Here is a 16,133-nt window from a genome sequence, read left to right on the forward strand (position 1 = left end):
CGCGGGGAAGGCGTATCGGGGCCGTGTTACATGAACAACCAATTTTGGGAGGTGTCTGGACAGATGGAGACCAAAGATCAGCTGGAACAGGAATTAAGGCGGATTGAAAAATGGGAGAAGGATCAGAAAAGCGCGTGGTTTTGGGAAAAATGGAGCCGGCTGCCGTTTATGCTGTTGGACCGGCTGACGCCGAAAGTGATTCAGGACAAGCTGGCCGAAGGGCTTGGCGAGGTCGGACGGTTTCTGCAGACCGGCGGGCAGTATTTGGTGCAGCGCAGATCCATTCTCAAGCGGCTTGAGCGGACGCATTCGCTTTTGGGAAGCGGTCCGGAGGGAAGCAGAGCGCCGGAACCGGCGGATGGGCATGACGGCGGGGCTGGAGCCGGACTGACGCTCGCCGAGGCGGCGAATCTGCCGCTTGCGGTCATGGACAGCGTGGCGGATGAGCTCACCGCGAGCCGCGCCAAGCTTGCTGCTGCCCAAGGGGCGACAACGGGCATTGGCGGCGTATTGACGCTGGCCATCGACATCCCTGCGGTACTGGGCCTATCTTTGAAGGTGCTGCAGGAGATCGCCGTTTGCTACGGATACGATCCGAGGGATGAGAAAGAGCGCCTGTTTATCGTCAAGTGCCTGCAGTTCGCATCGGCCGACATCGTCGGCAAAAAGGCTGTGCTGGACGAGCTTGGGCAGTTTGACGGAGAGCACGCGCCGGCCCAAGTCATGTCGCAGATTCAGGGCTGGCGGGAAGTGGTGCAGACGTACCGTGACAGCTTCGGATGGAAAAAGCTTTTCCAGCTCGTGCCAATTGCCGGGATTTTCTTCGGCTCCATCAGCAACAAGGGCACGATTGAGGATGTGGCCGAAGCCGGAAAAATGCTGTACAAAAAGCGCCGGATTGTGACCAAGCTGCGCTCGGAGCGGCCGGACGGTGAGGCATAGGGCCGGCAACCTAAAAGGACCGCCACCAGGCTTTTTATAAAGCCCAGGGCGGTCCTTTTTTGCAGATGAATCGCTTGGACGCGCAACAACGCTGATCAGGCTTCCGTTCCCTCGGACCACCGGTTCAGCAGCTTGTCGGACGGAAGCAGATAAGTCAGAATGCCAAGCAGCGGCAGGAAGCTGCAAATCTGCATGACGGTCGTAATGTCTACAATATCGGTCCATTTACCCAGCACGAGTGCGCCAAGGCCTCCCATTCCGAAAGCCAGGCCGGTAATAAGGCCGGAGACGGTTCCGATTTTGCCGGGGAACAGCATTTGCGCATACACGACCGTCACCGAGAAGCTGGAGAAGACGATCAGTCCGATGATCGCCAGCAGCACGCCGGACCAGAATAGATTCGCATAAGGCAGAAGGATGGCCAGCGGAGCAGCAAGGATCATCGAACAGAAGATCATGTTCCGTTTGCCGAACCGGTCGGCCAGCGGACCGCCAAAGAACGTGCCGACGGCGCCGGCTGCTAGGAACAGGAAAATGTAAACCTGCGCGTCGCTCACGGAAAGGTGGAAATTCTCCATGAGATAAAATGAAAAGAACGTGCTGATGGACGAGCTGTACCAGGAACGGACGAACACGAGCAGCACCAGCAGCACGATCGCGAAACGGACGCGGGAGCGCACTTCCGGCCGCAGCTGGCGCGCCTGCGTTTTCTTCTTCTGGTACGCCCCGGTGCGCAGGCGGTTGCCGTACCATCTGGCGATAAAGATTTGGACCGCAATGCCGGCCGCGGCGACGACGGTAAACCAGATCGAGCCGAACAGGCCGAGCGGGATGAAAATCCACATCGTCAGCACGGGAGCCAGGGACTGCCCGGCGTTGCCGCCAACCTGGAAGATCGACTGGGCCAGCCCGCGGCGCGTTCCGGAGGCCATGTGGGATACCCTCGAGCCTTCCGGATGAAAGGCGGCCGAGCCCAGGCCCACAAACACGACGGCCAGCAGCACGGCCGGATAGGTGGTGGCGAAGGCCATCAGCAGCATCCCAGTGAAGGTGAAGCCCATCCCGATCGGGAGCAGCGCGGGCGTCGGCTTGCGGTCGGCGAACCATCCGACCACCGGCTGCATGATGGAGGACGTAAAGTTGATCGCAAAGGAAATGATCCCGATCTGCGTATAGGTCAGGTGCATGGACGACTTCAGAATCGGGAAGATCGCCGGGATGACCGATTGGATCGAGTCATTAAACAGATGCACGAGACTGATGGCGATGAGGATCCGGTAGACCGTGGCCGACATATCCGGCTGCGTCAGCGGCTGCTGTCCACTTGGCGGCGAAGTCTTGGTCATCGTTTGAACGGACATGTTACCTCCTTGTGTTTGAACTCAAGAAGGATCGGCTATGTACATGTCAGGTCCTCTTTTGTTCGGAATGTTTAAGGAGATTATATGTCAGATTCAGGCGAACCGTATACCCCTTACTTGATAAAAACTCCCCCGAACGGAATGATCTCCCTCAGCACCCGCTTGATCAGCCCGTCGTTGTTCAGGTCCTTCTCCAGGTGGCTGCTCCGGTGTCCGGCCTGAAACAGCACCGTTCCCACACCCGTCATTTTAAAATGATAATTCATGTGCTGACTGGCCAGCGTATTGCCGTAAACCGTCAAGTCGAGCTTGGCATTCTCGGGATAAGCGATCACGCTTCCCGCGTCAACGTACAGCGGCTCGTCCGGATGAAGCTCCGCTTCCAGGACCATGCCTTCGGTCAGGACGCCGATCGTGCCCGTCCCGGCAAATTTCACCTTGACGGCGTCATGGGTAATCAGCATATTCTTCGCGCTCAGAATCCGCGTTTTCATAGTGATGCCGGAGCTGTAAAAAAATAAATGCCGCAGGTCGTACAGCAAATCGCTGCCGCCGGCAAGCTCAATCGGTTTGACGCTGTAGCCGGGAGGCAACGCTGCGGTAAAACTGCAGCTCCCCCGCATATCCGCCTGAATCAGCTTTTTCTTCCGGTACATCCCTTTGATATTCATCAGCCGGTCGCTCCGCCCGTCGGACGGTCCCCTGTAGGCGATGATCTGCTCCGGATGCAGAAAGTGCATCTCTTCCCCTTGTTCCAGCAGGAAGGTCACGGCTTGTCCGCTGTCCGGGCTTGCATGTTCCAGTATCGACAGATTCAATGGCAATTCCTCCTACTTCGGACTCCGGGTTTGTCGCTAGATCCGGTTGGCTCTGCGCATGAAGTACCGCATAATGCGAATAAAAACAAAATACCCGGCGGCAAGAGCAACCACAGTGACCAGCATGACTTTCAGCTTATGCTCCCTGGCTGCCCTTGCCTGATTGGTTTCCTGCAGCGCCTGAACGGTTTCGGACAGCTCCTTGTTCTGCGCCATCAGCTCGGCGTTCTGCTCCTGGTACTGCTTCGCGTTGGCTTGAGCCCGGTCGAGGTCGTCCAAGGTTTCCCGGTAGCTCTCCTTCAGCCGGTTGACTTCGCTGGGAAGGCCGGAGAACGTCTCCACCCCTTTATAAAAATCGTCGAAATAATTCGCTTTGGCGGAAGTCTTGAAAAGCATCGTGCCGCATATGACAATCATCACCGCGCATAATAGGCGGATGAGCGATAAGTTCCGGTTCATAAAACAACAACCTCCTGCATAGAGTTATATAAAGTGAGGGTTGTCCATCACGCAGGACAGGCCGGAGCCGTCCATAGAATATACTCGAAAATCGGCGGAAAAGTTCCACTTTCGTCCATTTTTGCCGGACCGGTTTCAAATGGCGCCCAAAGCGGGTAAATGAAAAAGGAAGCCGGATGACGTACCAAAAGGCGGACAGAAGAGCCAGTCCCAGGAATAGAAGAAGCCCTCTCAAATATACGAATATATACGACATGAAAAGGAGTAATGAATGATGCGTGAAACAGAACAACAATATAAAAAGATTATGATTACCGTTAACGGCGAGCCTTTGGGCAAGGAGCTGTGGATTGACAAAATTACGTATGCACCGGTCCAAATCCGCGAAACGGCCGGTCCAAACGAAACCAAAATGAATGCAATTGTCAGTTAATGTCTAAATAATACCATATTTCAACACGCAAAAGACCTGGAATCCTTCGAGATTCTGGGTCTTTTTTCGCATGGGCGAAATTTATGCCGATAAAAAAAGTTGGCCGCTTTGAATCTACACTACACGTTTCGACATTTATTTCAATTTCGTTCTTTTATACTAGTTTAGGACAAATCGTAGGACTTTTTACATAAAAATGCATTGAAGTGAAAAAGCCGCGGTAAAGGGAGTGGTTTACTCGAAAAAAAGGAAGAATCAGGTAGAAAATAGTGGAATGTTGTGATATTATTTACAAATATATGAATACGAACGTATGTTCCGTGACAAGATGCTGTCAGCCAATATTGGTACGATATAAAGACGATGAATTAAGATAGGGGTGAACATCCATGCAGTCAGGTATACAGGATCAATTTACATGGAACCGCAATCATATTTTTGCCAGCGGAATGAATAAGGCTATTCTACTAGTCGAGTGGTACGGAGGAACGCTGCGTCCTGCCCGGAGGCGAACCTCCCCTAAGCTTATCGCCCGGGATGTGGAGCTGCACTTGTGGCTGGAACCGCATGTGACCTTGCTGCGTATTTACGGGGCAAAGGCAAGAAGAGGACTGAATCATTCATTGATCGTGCCGCTGGGGCATCTGCAGGACGGAGTCAAGCAGTTCTTTGCGATCGAGCTTGCCCTTGAGCCGCAAAGTCCAGGTCTTCATGGCGTTATCTCGGTTCAGTGGCGTTATAAGGAGCGGAACAAGGAGCGGATTAAGGAGCTACCCGTCAAAGAACTTTATCTGAATTACACGTATCACATGGGGCTTTTGCGTCAGCCGGAGGATTTCCACGTCCATAAGCATGTGAAACTTCTGGAAACACCGGGAGTAGTCAAGGAAGCCATCAGGCTGTTCGAATTCGGCGATATTGAGCATGGGGAATGGGTGCTCCGCCGCAAGGGGGACGAGCTGCTGATCAGCGCGGCCCGGAACGCGGACGGCCGTTTGCTGGCCGAGGCCGACATGCTGTACCAGCTCAGCGAGCACTATGTAGGAACTTACATGAATAGGAATACTTCTTTGGTTAGAAACGGGTAAGGAGTCGCATGTATACCCTGCCATTTCAAGTACATATTTTTCAAGAATAAATAGCAAAAACGAAGGGGATGGTCTTTGGAACATGAAAGCAGGATTCACTTTGCTACAAGTCGAATGGACTACTTCGGAAGTTGAGATATGAGTCTAATTTACTATACGAGCTAGGAGAATCCACATGACAGACAGACTGATCCGACTAATGCGCATTATCACCCTGGTTCAGGCCAAGCCCGGCATTCTGGCCAGGGAGCTTGCGGAGCGTTGCGGCACCAGCGAGCGGACGATATATCGCGATATGGATGCCCTGAGCGCCATGCACATTCCGATTACCCATCAGGGGCATGGCAAGGGGTACAGGTTCATCGGGGATTTTGCCTTGTATCCGCTGGATTGGACGGAAGAGGAAATGTCCGCTTTCGCGGCGCTTCCTTCCATTATGAATCAGATTAAACCGATCCTGCCCGCGGCGTTTGAAAGTGCATATGAGAAAGTCATGGCGGCGAACCATAAGCGAAGAGCAGATTCCGCGGTAACAGAGCAGCAAGAAGCGATGACATCGGCGGACAAGTCTGCGGCAGCGATACGGGATCAGCCGCCGTTTCTCATCCCGATCCTCATGGCCACCTTGTCCCAGCATACGATCCAGGCGGAATACGTTCTTTCTGACCGCCGGGAGCGAAAGTCCGGAAGAATCGATCCTTACTGGCTCGTACCTTGGAAGCAGCGCTTTTATCTGGTCGGCAGGAGCCATTCGGAAAGGAATATCCAAATTTACGCTCTTAGCAATTTTCAGCAGGTAGAAGTTTTAGATGACGTATTCGTCAAAGTACATATGCATGTTCAGCAAGAGTTGTTGGATCCTTATCATGAGCAGCACGAGCAAGACCAAATACAGTTTAAAATCAGGATCTCTCCCCGGATGGCGAGTATGTTCAGAACTGAGGCGTTTATTCCCCCGATGCGAATGGCGGAGAGCCGGGACGGCAGTCTGATTGTGGAGTTATGTGTAACCAACGTGGTTGAATTTATAAGCTGGCTGTCCCAGTATGGGGCGGAAGCCGAAATCATGGAGCCCGTATTTTACAGGGAAATGATGAAACGAAATTTACGCAAATGGCTTGCTTTATACAAATGATACAGGATCCCCGCACTTTATTGCTCACCCTGCAACAGGGAAATGCCAGCAGTTGACATCCCCCTGCCCGATGGATGCTGGCCCTGTCTTTTCAACTCCTCCGCATGCTTGGCAGCGACTTCAGGTATAGTTTCCCGCCTCATTCGAGAATCCAACGATGAAAGGCCGACTTCGCTTGAGTCATTACGATACAGCCCAGGAAATCGTATATTTATCATTTTCCTATCATTCTCCTCACTGTCAAGATATGTTAAAATTATGGGGAATGTTTTCCAGTATGAGATGAGTGCAAGGAAGTGGGGAGATCGGTGAACAATTTTTTGGGAAGGAACGTGAAAGGCGATAAGGACAATGAGCCCAAGTCCGGGCTTAACTTACGGGTGAATTTGTTTTTTTTCAGCACCTTCGTCATCTTTTGCGTCATTATTATCCGGCTGGCCGTCATACAATTCGTCGAAGCGGACACGCTGACGGAGAAGGAAACCGGGCAAAACACGAAAAATATTCCGCTCCCGCCTGCCCGTGGAGATATTTTGGACGCGACCGGAACCAAACTGGCTTTTTCTACGCCGGTACAGTCGCTGTACATAACGCTTCAGAAGGATTACAGCAACGCGACGGAAAAAAGCAGGAAGAACCGTGCGGAAGCGTTGCAGTTGGCTCAGAAAATAGCGGATGTCTTTAACGGATTGGGGGACCCGATCAAGAAGGAAGACATCATCGAAGCGATGGACCTGGACTCCAAGAAAGAGCACGGGTATTATCCGCGCCGGATCAAGATGGATTTATCACAGCGGGAGATCGCCTATTTCATGGAGCGGAAATCCGAATTTCCCGGGATCGAAATTATTGAGGAATCGAAGCGGACGTATAACCCGAATACGATCGCGGTGCAAACGGTCGGATACATTAAGAGCTTCAAGCATACGGAGTCGTTAAAAGAGTATGACGAGGCGCGCAAAGACCAGAAGGATCCCGGACTCGTCTATACGCCAGATGAGTTGGTCGGTGTCGACGGTGTCGAGATGTCCTTTCAAAAAGAGTTGCGGGGCAAAAACGGGTATAAAGTAGTCTCGGTAACGCCGGGCAACATCGTTGACGGTGTCGAGGAGATCGTCCCGCCCGAGAAGGGGAACGACGTCTGGCTGACGATCAACAAGCAGGTGCAGCAGACGGCGGAGCAGGCGATCATGGACCAGCTGGACTGGGTGCATCACAATCCTGTATCGGGTGAGACGCATCCCAATGCGTTAACGGGTTACGCCGTTGCCATGGAGGTGGATACCGGCAAGATCGTGGCGATGGCCAGCATGCCGGATTATGACACAAATGTATGGGGGAATGGAGGGATTTCTCCAAAAGATTTTGATAAGATCCAGACCAACTATCAGAACGGAACAATTACTCCTTATTCATCCGGTAAATCAGGCCACAACATGGAATCTACGCTGCTTCTCGGATCTACAATGAAGCCGCTGAGCGTGCTGGTCGGCCTGCAGGAGCATTTGTTCTCGACGACGACGCCTTATAACGATGTCGGCATTGCGTATTTCGGCAAAGAGAAGAAGCCTGTACGGAACTCGCAGAACCATGCCTACGGATACCTCCGCACCCCGGCTGAGGCCATCGAGCATTCGTCGAACGCCTTTATGGTGGATATGGTCGGCGACAGGTTGTTTAAGAAATATATTAACGCGGGCGGCGCATACAACAAGGGTGTCGACGTCTGGGATAGATATATGAAGCAGTTCGGTTTAGGCGTATCGACGGGAATCGATCTCCCTAATGAATTCCTTGGTAAACGGGAATATATGCCCGACAAAAACGGAAAGTTCCCGCAAACAGGCAGCGCCCAAGGGTCTCTCGTCTATGCATCCTTCGGCCAGGAAGGGAGATATACAACCCTTCAGCTCGCCCAATATGCCACTACGCTGGCGAATGAGGGGGAACGGATCAAGCCGCAGATCGTCAGCAAGATTACCGACCAGAACGGCAAGGTCGTCAAAACGTTCAAGCGCGAGGTTCTGAACAAGACGGACGACTTTGACAAGTCTTACTGGAACCTTGTGCGGAGGGGGATGAACACTGATGTAAAATCCGCGTTCGCCGGCTTCCCATATGATTTTGCCAGAAAGACTGGGACATCCCAGCAGGAGTCGTCGGATGGGGTCAAACGGGATAACGGCGTCTTTATCGCCTATGCTCCGCGGAACAATCCGAAGCTGGCCGTCGCCGTCGTCATTCCGGAAGGGGGCTTCGGCGCATACAGTGCGGCTCCGATCGCCCGCAAAATTTTCGATGCGTATGACCAGGAATACGGACTCGACGGGGTACCGAAGAAAAACAAGCAGGCTGTGAACCCGTAAGACCGTTCGAAAACAACGGCCATCCGCTTAGCATCTTCACTGATGTCCGCTCTGATAGAGCATTGCTTTCATATGTATATATTGGATGAAGACCGACCCGATTTTCCGGGCGGTCTTTTTCTGTTGTTCTTAAAAAAGTAACAGCATTATTATGTCCCAACCCAGAGGAAGAGCGAAAGATGTCGAATACATGCCTTTTATGCTAGAATAATAAAGGTCGTTTTACATAGGACAGACAGGAAGGAGGAATGCTGGTGAGCGACTATACGACGGACCATGCGCAGGAAGGTCCGAAGAAAGGGAAAAACAGCTTTAACCTGCGGATTAACCTGTTCTTTTTCAGTACGTTTATTATTTTCTGTGTCATCATTATCCGGCTCGCCATTTTGCAGTTTGTGGAGGGGCCGACGCTGACGGAGAAGGAGTCCAGCAACATCGTCAAGGATGTGCCGCTGCCTCCGGTCCGGGGAACAATTTACGACGCTTCGGGCGTGAAGCTGGCCTATTCCACGCCGACCCAGTCGCTGTATCTTACCTTGATGAAGGATTACAGCGAGAAGAACGGGAAGAAGAACCGTCCGGAAGCCGAAAAGATGGCGGAGGATCTGCTGGAAGTGTTCAATAAATACGGCGATCCGAACGGCGAGAAAATGACCAAGCAGGATATCATAGATGCAATGGATCTGGATTACAAGAAATATTCGGGTTATTCACCGCGCCGGATCAAGATGGATTTGTCGGACAAGGAAATCGCCTACTTCTCGGAACATAAGTCCGATTTCCCGGGTATCGCGATCGAAGAGGAAAGCATCCGGCATTATGACCCCGACACCGTGGCGGTGCAGACGATCGGGTACATCCGGACCTTTAAGGGATCCAAAAGTTTGACCAAGTACAAGACGATCGACGAGCAGCAGCGCAGCGGCGATGCTCAGACCGATCCGGGCCTGATTTACACCGAACCCGAGTTTGTCGGTTACGATGGCCTTGAGCTGATGTATCAGGACGATCTGCGCGGCAAGAACGGATACAAGAAGGTGCCGATCGATCCCCGCAACATGCCGGAGGGCGTGGAGGATATCGTGCCTCCGGAGAAGGGGCACAACATCTACAGCACGATCAACAAGGAAGTTCAACTGCAGACGGAGCAGGCCATTACCGAGCAATTGAGCTGGCTCCACTCGCATCCGGTTTCGGGCAAGCTGCATCCGAACGCGACGACGGGATTCGCCGTCGCGATGGAAGTGAAGACGGGCAACATCGTCGCCATGGCCAGCATGCCGGACTACGATACGAACGTGTGGCAGTCAGGCAGCATCTCGCCGGAGAACTGGGATAAGATTCAGAATATTTACCAGAACGGCACGATCCGTTCCTTTAACCCAGGGAAATCCGGCAGCCATCCGGAATCAGTCGTGCTGCTCGGTTCCACGATGAAGCCGCTCAGCGTCCTGATCGGACTGAAGGAAGGCTTGATTCGAACAAACACCTACTATAACGATACGGGTGCGGCATACTTCGGTAAAGAAGGCCACCAGACCCGCGTACAGAACTCCCAGGGCCACGTATACGGCGGGATGGACCCGGCGCGTGCGATCGAGAAGTCGTCCAACGCGTTTATGGTCGACGAGATCGGTAAAAAACTCTACGATAAATATAAAGGAAAAAGTATTGAGGTCTGGGATAAATATATGACCGCGTTCGGCCTTGGTGTAAGCACGGGCAGTGGTCTGCCGGGGGAATGGGAAGGGCGTAAGGAATATAAGGACATTACAGCTGCCGGTTCAGCCCAGGCGGCCATGGCCTATGCTTCCTTCGGGCAGCAGGGGAAATACACGACGCTGCAGCTCGCCCAATACGCCGCCATGCTGGCTAACGAAGGCAAGCGGCTGAAGCCGCAGCTCGTCAGCAAGATCACCGACGACAAAGGCAACATCCTCAAGACGTTCAAACCGGAAGTGCTGAACACCGTCAATTTCAACCAGTCATACTGGGATGAAATCAAGCGCGGGATGAAGAGTGACGTTTCCTCCTTTGAAGGCTTCCCTTACAGCTTTGCCCGGAAGACGGGGACATCGACCCAGAGCGTCGGCGGCAAGCTGATCGATAACGGGGTGTTTATCGCTTTCGCTCCGAAGGAAAATCCGGTTCTGGCCATTGCGGTCATGATCCCGGAAGGGGGCTTCGGCTCGCAGAGCGCCGCGCCGATCGCGCGTAAAATTTTCGACGCGTACGACGAGGTGTACGGACTGGACGGCGTTCCGAAAGGCAAGAAGGAAACGACCGACGGTCAAAGCAACCCATAATAAAGTCAGGCAGTGCCTGCAAGGCCGTGGGTTCCATCGGTGCTTGCGGTAAACTGGCTGATCTAGGCAGGCAGTGACACGGGACTTTCCCCGGCTGCCTGCTTTTTTAATGTTAGACCTGTCCAGCAATGTAAGTGCCGCCGCAAATCCTTTTTGTGAGGTCCCGGTCCTTGTGGTAAAATGTCCGTATGTCTGTGTCAAAACGGAAAGAAAAGCGCTGGAACAAGGACAGGGGGAAACGGCATGAGTACGAAATACAAGTTACTCGCACTGGATATGGACGGAACGCTGCTGACCGATGAGCAGAACATTTCGAAGGAAACGGCGCAGTGGATCCGCAAGGCATCGAAGCACGGCGTGCATGTGTGCCTGTCGACAGGACGGGCGTTTATGAGCGCCCTGCCTTATGGGGAAGAGCTCGGGCTGACTACGCCCATGATTACGGTAAACGGCAGCGAGGTATGGCGTGCCCCGCATGAGCTTCACCTGCGTTCATTGATGGATGTGGAGCTGGTGAAGGCGATGCACGACATCGCGGTGGAAGAGGACTGCTGGTACTGGGCCTATTCCGTGGAGCAGCTGTACAATAAGGATCATTGGACGGATGACGTCGAAGGCAAGGAATGGCTCAAATTCGGCTACCATACAGAGGATGACGAAGCGAGACACCGGATACTCATGAAGCTGCAGGATATGGGCGGCCTTGAAATTACCAACTCCTCGCCGTTTAATCTGGAGATCAACCCGGAAGGCGTGAACAAGGCTGCGGGCATTGCGGAAGTGTGCAAGCTGCTGGGCCTGACGATGTCTGAAGTCATTGCGGTCGGAGACAGCATGAACGATCTGGCGGCGATCCAGCAGGCCGGGCTCGGCGTAGCTATGGGCAACGCGCAGCAGGTCGTGAAAGATACAGCCGATTATATTACGTCAAGCAACAACGATGACGGAATCGCTGAGGTTATCCAAAAATTCATTTTTGACGAGGAGTGAGCATAGGCGATGGCTGTGCTTGGCTGGATTTTGGTCATTGCGCTGTTCGCAATCGGCTTGGCCGGCGCCGTGTACCCGATACTGCCGGGGGCGCTGGCTATCTTTTTTGCCTTTTTTGTGTATGGCTGGTTTTTTACGTTTTCCCATTTCAATACCTGGTTCTGGATCATCCAGGGCCTCATCATCGTGGTGCTGTTCGTAGCCGATTATGCCGTCGGCGCCTGGGGAACGAAGAAATTCGGCGGCTCCAGGCTCTCGGTCATTCTAAGCACCATCGGGGCTATCATCGGGCCGTTCGTCATTCCGGCCTTCGGACTTGTGATCGGACCGTTTGTAGGCGCGTTTGTGGGAGAGCTTATCAACGGATCGTCGCCGTCAAAAGCGGTGAAAGTGGGCTTCGGGACGCTTGTCGGCCTGTTCAGCAGCATGGTGATGAAAGTGATCCTGCAAATCGTCATGATCATCGTATTTTTCGTATGGATCGTGTTTTTCTAATGAGAAGATAACGCACGGGCGGTCACCCGTCCGGGGTTGTGCTTGCTGGGGAAAGAAGGGGAATAGGGTTTGGCGAAGAAAGAATCATTTATTAGAGGCACGCTCATTCTGGCTGCTGCTGCGCTGGTGGCGCGCGTGCTCGGACTGGTGCAGCGGGTTCCGCTGGATCACCTGTTTAATGACATAGGCAAGGCCTCGTTTACGATTTCGAACAACGTCTATTTGCTGCTGCTGACCGTAGCAACGGCAGGCATTCCGAGTACGCTGAGCAAAATGGTATCCGAGCGCTATGCGCTGAAGAAGCCGGCGGAAGCGCAGCGCGTGTACCACGCAGCGCTTATTTTCGCCGCGGCGGCGGGCGTCATCATCACCATTCTGCTGTATGTGCTCGCACCGTATTATGCGACCTACGTTTCCAAAGTGCCGGAAGCGTCGCTCGCCATCCGCGCGCTGGCACCGGCGCTGCTGCTGTTTCCGGCGATCGCGATGATGCGCGGATACTTCCAGGGCCGCGGCAACATGACCGCGGGCGGCATTTCGCAAATCGTCGAGCAGTTCGCCCGGGTCGGCACTGCGATCCTGCTGGCTTACATTCTGCTGAAGAGCGGATATGAGGACAGCTGGGTGGCGGCCGGCGCTTCTTTTGGGGGCGTGCTCGGCAGCATCGGCGCGTTTGCCGTCATGCTGTATTACACCGTCAAGATTCGCAAGCAGGACCGGGCACTGATGCTGGAAGCCGGTCCGGATTCGCATCTGCCGATGGGACAGATTTACAAGGATATCTTTACGATCTCCATTCCGATCGTGCTGTCATCGATGACCGTGCCGGTGGTCAACTTTATCGACTCGTCGATCGTCAATCCGCTCCTGATCGGCCGGATCGGCGAAGCGAAAGCGACGCAGCTGCTCGGAATTCTCGGACAGCGCGCGCAGAGCGTGGCCGGCATCCCGCCGATTCTGGCCATCGCCCTCAGCACCTCGCTGATTCCGGTCATTTCGGCCGCTTTCGCCCGGAAGGACGAAGCGCATCTGAAGCAGCAGATCACGCTTGCGCTGCGCATCTCGATCCTGACCGGCATGCCGATCGTCATCGCCCTCTGCGTGGCGTCATATTCGATCAACGGCCTGCTGTTCAGCAGCCTGGACGGCAGCGGACTGATTATGCTGCTGACGTTCGGCACGATCTTCCAGATTACGATGATGACGACCAACTCGATCCTGCTGGGCGTCGGCAAAGCGTACCTGACGGTCATCAGCGTGATGATGGGCATAATCATCAAGCTCCTTGGAAGCCTTATTCTCGCTCCATGGCTTGGCATTTACGGCATCATCGCCGCGACGGGACTCTGCTTCCTCGTCATTACGTGGCTGAATCTGCGCGTCATGAAAAAAATCGTGCCGTTCTCCATTCTGGGGAAACGCTGGCGTGGTTTTCTCATTACCGTGATCGTCACCAGCGCCGTTGGATACGGGCTTAACGCCGCGGGCGATCAGCTCGTCCACATTTTGCCGGACAGGCTGGCGTTCCTGATCACCTGCCTGGTGGTTGGCGTCGTGGTCGTGGTGCTGTATCTGGCACTGCTGGTCATGCTCGGCGTGCTGCGCCAGCAGGAGCTGTCCAGCTATCCGCGTATCCTGCAGAAGGCGCTGCGTCCGCTGATGCGCCTGCAGCCGTCCCGGTTGAAATCGCAGGAACGGGGTTAATACGGTCCGTGCCGCATCAGTTTAAAGACAAGCTAATACGTTGAAGTCACAGCCCTCCCGACATCGTGCGTGAGGGCTGTTTTTTGCAGCGCGTTCCGGTGGGCATGCGTCATTTCGATCATCAAGGGCCGTCTCGGCCGGCTTACGTAATGAATCGCATCCTCGTTTTTGAACCAGTCATAACGCGGGATCGGTTCGCTGTACAGGTCATGCCACACGTCGTGCAGGAGCGGGCTGTACAGGCGCCGGCCGCCGGGGAGCCATTCCTGCTTCATCAGCTCGACACTTTCCAGCGGGGAGTTCAGCGCGTTTTTCTTGTCATGGGTAAACAGCTGGGGCCAATATTCGCTCCGTGAACCGCGATGCTCGACGACTGAAGCGAACGAGTGCACGCCGGACAATACATCCTCGTAACCGAACAGAGTGGCGTAAAGCGCTTTTCCGAAGGCAATCCTCTCGTTCAGGCTGGAGAACTGCTCCAGAATGAGTCCGACCATGGAATCGGCGGCGTAGCCGGCTGACTCGCGGATCCGGGACTTTTCTTCGGGGGTATGGAACACGTCGGCTTCGAGCTCCGGGATATGCGGCAGCATCGGGAAGACGACTTGATTCATCTGAAATTTGCTGTGCATGGAAAATGCTTTTTTACGGAGGACCCGGCTTTGATAATAACCATTCTGCACGACGCGGCCCTCAATATAGTTTTGTTCATTGATGATCAGCCCGATGGCAAGCAGGGCACTGTCCCGTTCAATCCAGAAGCGGTCCCAGAACGGGCTCATGAACGCCGATACGCCAAAGCTCGGGAGCAGGTGAAACAAGCTCCGTCCAAGGCGCCGGCTGTGACTGTACAGCAGAAGCTGGGGGTAGGCGTCCTGAAAAATGAGCGCGTTGCACCGCTCCAGCATCCGGTACAGGTCTTCCCGGGCGGAAGGCTCCATCAGATCGGACATGAGTCCGCCCTTCAGGTCGCTCATATTCCAGCCGGCGTTCCGCGACACCATGTGGGCCAAAAAGGACCAATGGAGCTCGGGATACTCCCGGTAGCAATCGTAATAGGCCTTCGTCCGCGTAATGTTGCTGTGGTTCGCCTCCCGGGTGCGGGTCCGGATCGTATGTAGAATGTCCTGCTCTTCCTGGGAGCGGGCATTCGTATCCCGGGGATAAGCCAGGTGGTTGCGCATTTCCCGCATCCGGCCGATGTCGCCGGCCATCCGGTCCAGCTGGTCGCGGATACTCTGGGCGGACGTCTCCTTCCAGTCGAGCGGCCGGCGCCGCCGGGTCAACTGCCGGGAGGCTTTCCAGCCGGCGGCTTTGCCGCGGGCGACCTCGGCGGCCGTCTTCGGCAGGGCCGACATGATCCGGATCCAGGCGGGTACAAGGGTGCGCTGCGCAGATGTTACCGGCATGACCGCATCCTCCTTTCTTGTAAACCTCACATTACTTTCAGTATGGCTAAAAAATTTGACTTCCACTCGGTATTTTGATTCACTAAGAGAAGAAATGGACAAGAATTGGACAAGATGTGGGATAGAAAGGGCGGATATCCATGCAAAAAATTACTTCTCAAGCCGAATTTCAAGTCGCAATCCAGTCTCCGAGACTGACCGTAGCCGTATTTAAAGCGGATTGGTGCTCGGACTGCAAATTTATGGACCCGTTTATGCCGGACGTGGAAACGAAATTTTCGAACGATCTGACGCTTGTCGAAGTGGACGTGGATCAAGTCGGCGACCTCAGCCAGGAGCTGAACATTTTGGGCATACCAAGCTTTGTGGCCTTTTCGGACGGCCGGGAGCTGGTGCGGCTGGTAAACAAGCTTCGCAAATCGCGCGAAGAAATCGAGGGATTCCTGAATACGGCGCTGGACGTATACAGAACGATTCATAAATAAGCTTATTCGCACCGCTCTTGCCGCACAGAGGCATTTGAGGCGGTGCTTTTCTCTTTAGAGAGCAGCTTCATGGCATGGCTGTACGGAACCGAAGGTATTCGGGTTTCACCACCATTTGGCCGAACCGGCAGCGAAGCAAAGG

General features: G+C 54.1%; 14 protein-coding genes. 10 read left to right on the forward strand and 4 right to left on the reverse strand.

All coding sequences use genetic code 11. The annotated features are described in order from the left end of the window. Positions 1-63: 63 nt before the first annotated feature. Positions 64-942 carry an EcsC family protein gene (locus tag KI379_RS30405; RefSeq protein ID WP_244879498.1) on the forward strand — a complete coding sequence of 293 codons (879 nt, stop codon included), beginning with the start codon at positions 64-66 and terminating at the stop codon, positions 940-942. 95 nt (positions 943-1,037) lie between these two features. On the opposite strand, the gene KI379_RS30410 is transcribed toward KI379_RS30405, so the two are convergent. The 3 genes from KI379_RS30410 to KI379_RS30420 form a co-directional block, all read right to left on the reverse strand. Beyond that, entirely contained in the window at positions 1,038-2,303 is a 1,266-nt protein-coding gene (locus KI379_RS30410) for an MFS transporter (RefSeq protein ID WP_076173681.1), read from the reverse strand. Positions 2,304-2,416: 113 nt separating this feature from the next. Next, the gene (locus KI379_RS30415; RefSeq protein WP_212986051.1) at positions 2,417-3,043 is read right to left on the reverse strand and encodes an AIM24 family protein; all 627 of its coding nucleotides are present in this window, start codon (positions 3,041-3,043) and stop codon (positions 2,417-2,419) included. Between the two features lie 114 nt (positions 3,044-3,157). Continuing rightward, positions 3,158-3,580, reverse strand: a complete 423-nt coding sequence (locus tag KI379_RS30420) for a hypothetical protein (RefSeq protein WP_076173685.1) — start codon at positions 3,578-3,580, stop codon at positions 3,158-3,160. Positions 3,581-3,851: 271 nt separating this feature from the next. Here KI379_RS30420 and KI379_RS30425 point away from each other — a divergent pair, with 271 nt between their 5' ends. The 8 genes from KI379_RS30425 (at position 3,852) to KI379_RS30460 (ending at position 14,097) form a co-directional block, all read left to right on the forward strand. Then, on the forward strand, positions 3,852-4,013 hold the full coding sequence (locus KI379_RS30425; protein ID WP_167372909.1) for a hypothetical protein: 162 nt from the start codon (positions 3,852-3,854) through the stop codon (positions 4,011-4,013). A gap of 389 nt (positions 4,014-4,402) precedes the next feature. After that, positions 4,403-5,101 (forward strand): hypothetical protein, encoded by a 699-nt coding sequence (locus KI379_RS30430; RefSeq protein WP_212985898.1) that lies wholly within the window; start codon positions 4,403-4,405, stop codon positions 5,099-5,101. Positions 5,102-5,276: 175 nt separating this feature from the next. Next, a complete protein-coding gene (locus tag KI379_RS30435) occupies positions 5,277-6,236 on the forward strand; it encodes a helix-turn-helix transcriptional regulator (RefSeq protein WP_076173689.1) in 960 nt (319 codons plus the stop codon). A 308-nt stretch (positions 6,237-6,544) separates the two neighbouring features. Continuing rightward, complete coding sequence (locus KI379_RS30440; protein WP_373309632.1) at positions 6,545-8,602, forward strand: peptidoglycan D,D-transpeptidase FtsI family protein; 2,058 nt, start codon at positions 6,545-6,547, stop codon at positions 8,600-8,602. A 254-nt stretch (positions 8,603-8,856) separates the two neighbouring features. After that, on the forward strand, positions 8,857-10,908 hold the full coding sequence (locus KI379_RS30445; protein WP_244879499.1) for a peptidoglycan D,D-transpeptidase FtsI family protein: 2,052 nt from the start codon (positions 8,857-8,859) through the stop codon (positions 10,906-10,908). 243 nt (positions 10,909-11,151) lie between these two features. Next, positions 11,152-11,898 (forward strand): Cof-type HAD-IIB family hydrolase, encoded by a 747-nt coding sequence (locus KI379_RS30450; RefSeq protein ID WP_076173693.1) that lies wholly within the window; start codon positions 11,152-11,154, stop codon positions 11,896-11,898. A gap of 9 nt (positions 11,899-11,907) precedes the next feature. Beyond that, a complete protein-coding gene (locus KI379_RS30455) occupies positions 11,908-12,393 on the forward strand; it encodes a DUF456 domain-containing protein (protein ID WP_076173695.1) in 486 nt (161 codons plus the stop codon). A gap of 69 nt (positions 12,394-12,462) precedes the next feature. Beyond that, entirely contained in the window at positions 12,463-14,097 is a 1,635-nt protein-coding gene (locus tag KI379_RS30460) for a putative polysaccharide biosynthesis protein (protein ID WP_076173697.1), read from the forward strand. Between the two features lie 32 nt (positions 14,098-14,129). On the opposite strand, the gene KI379_RS30465 is transcribed toward KI379_RS30460, so the two are convergent. Continuing rightward, the gene (locus tag KI379_RS30465) at positions 14,130-15,506 is read right to left on the reverse strand and encodes a DUF2515 family protein (RefSeq protein WP_212985900.1); all 1,377 of its coding nucleotides are present in this window, start codon (positions 15,504-15,506) and stop codon (positions 14,130-14,132) included. A gap of 140 nt (positions 15,507-15,646) precedes the next feature. On the opposite strand from KI379_RS30465, the gene KI379_RS30470 reads away from it, so the two are divergent. Further along, positions 15,647-15,991: a thioredoxin family protein gene (locus KI379_RS30470; protein WP_076173701.1), complete on the forward strand. Its 345-nt coding sequence runs from the start codon at positions 15,647-15,649 to the stop codon at positions 15,989-15,991. Positions 15,992-16,133: the final 142 nt, after the last annotated feature.

Origin of the sequence: Paenibacillus cineris (assembly GCF_018333335.1) — a bacterium.
Taxonomy (GTDB): Bacteria; Bacillota; Bacilli; order Paenibacillales; family Paenibacillaceae; genus Paenibacillus_AQ; species Paenibacillus_AQ favisporus.

What these genes read in the sequence shown, in the direction of transcription:
- KI379_RS30430 (WP_212985898.1), top strand. Translation starts at nt 4,403, where the DNA reads ATGCAGTCAGGTATACAGGATCAATTTACATGGAACCGCAATCATATT.
- KI379_RS30420 (WP_076173685.1), bottom strand. Translation starts at nt 3,580, where the DNA reads ATGAACCGGAACTTATCGCTCATCCGCCTATTATGCGCGGTGATGATT.
- KI379_RS30450 (WP_076173693.1), top strand. Translation starts at nt 11,152, where the DNA reads ATGAGTACGAAATACAAGTTACTCGCACTGGATATGGACGGAACGCTG.
- KI379_RS30410 (WP_076173681.1), bottom strand. Translation starts at nt 2,303, where the DNA reads ATGTCCGTTCAAACGATGACCAAGACTTCGCCGCCAAGTGGACAGCAG.
- KI379_RS30465 (WP_212985900.1), bottom strand. Translation starts at nt 15,506, where the DNA reads ATGCCGGTAACATCTGCGCAGCGCACCCTTGTACCCGCCTGGATCCGG.
- KI379_RS30415 (WP_212986051.1), bottom strand. Translation starts at nt 3,043, where the DNA reads ATGCACTTTCTGCATCCGGAGCAGATCATCGCCTACAGGGGACCGTCC.
- KI379_RS30425 (WP_167372909.1), top strand. Translation starts at nt 3,852, where the DNA reads ATGATGCGTGAAACAGAACAACAATATAAAAAGATTATGATTACCGTT.
- KI379_RS30435 (WP_076173689.1), top strand. Translation starts at nt 5,277, where the DNA reads ATGACAGACAGACTGATCCGACTAATGCGCATTATCACCCTGGTTCAG.
- KI379_RS30405 (WP_244879498.1), top strand. Translation starts at nt 64, where the DNA reads ATGGAGACCAAAGATCAGCTGGAACAGGAATTAAGGCGGATTGAAAAA.
- KI379_RS30470 (WP_076173701.1), top strand. Translation starts at nt 15,647, where the DNA reads ATGCAAAAAATTACTTCTCAAGCCGAATTTCAAGTCGCAATCCAGTCT.
- KI379_RS30455 (WP_076173695.1), top strand. Translation starts at nt 11,908, where the DNA reads ATGGCTGTGCTTGGCTGGATTTTGGTCATTGCGCTGTTCGCAATCGGC.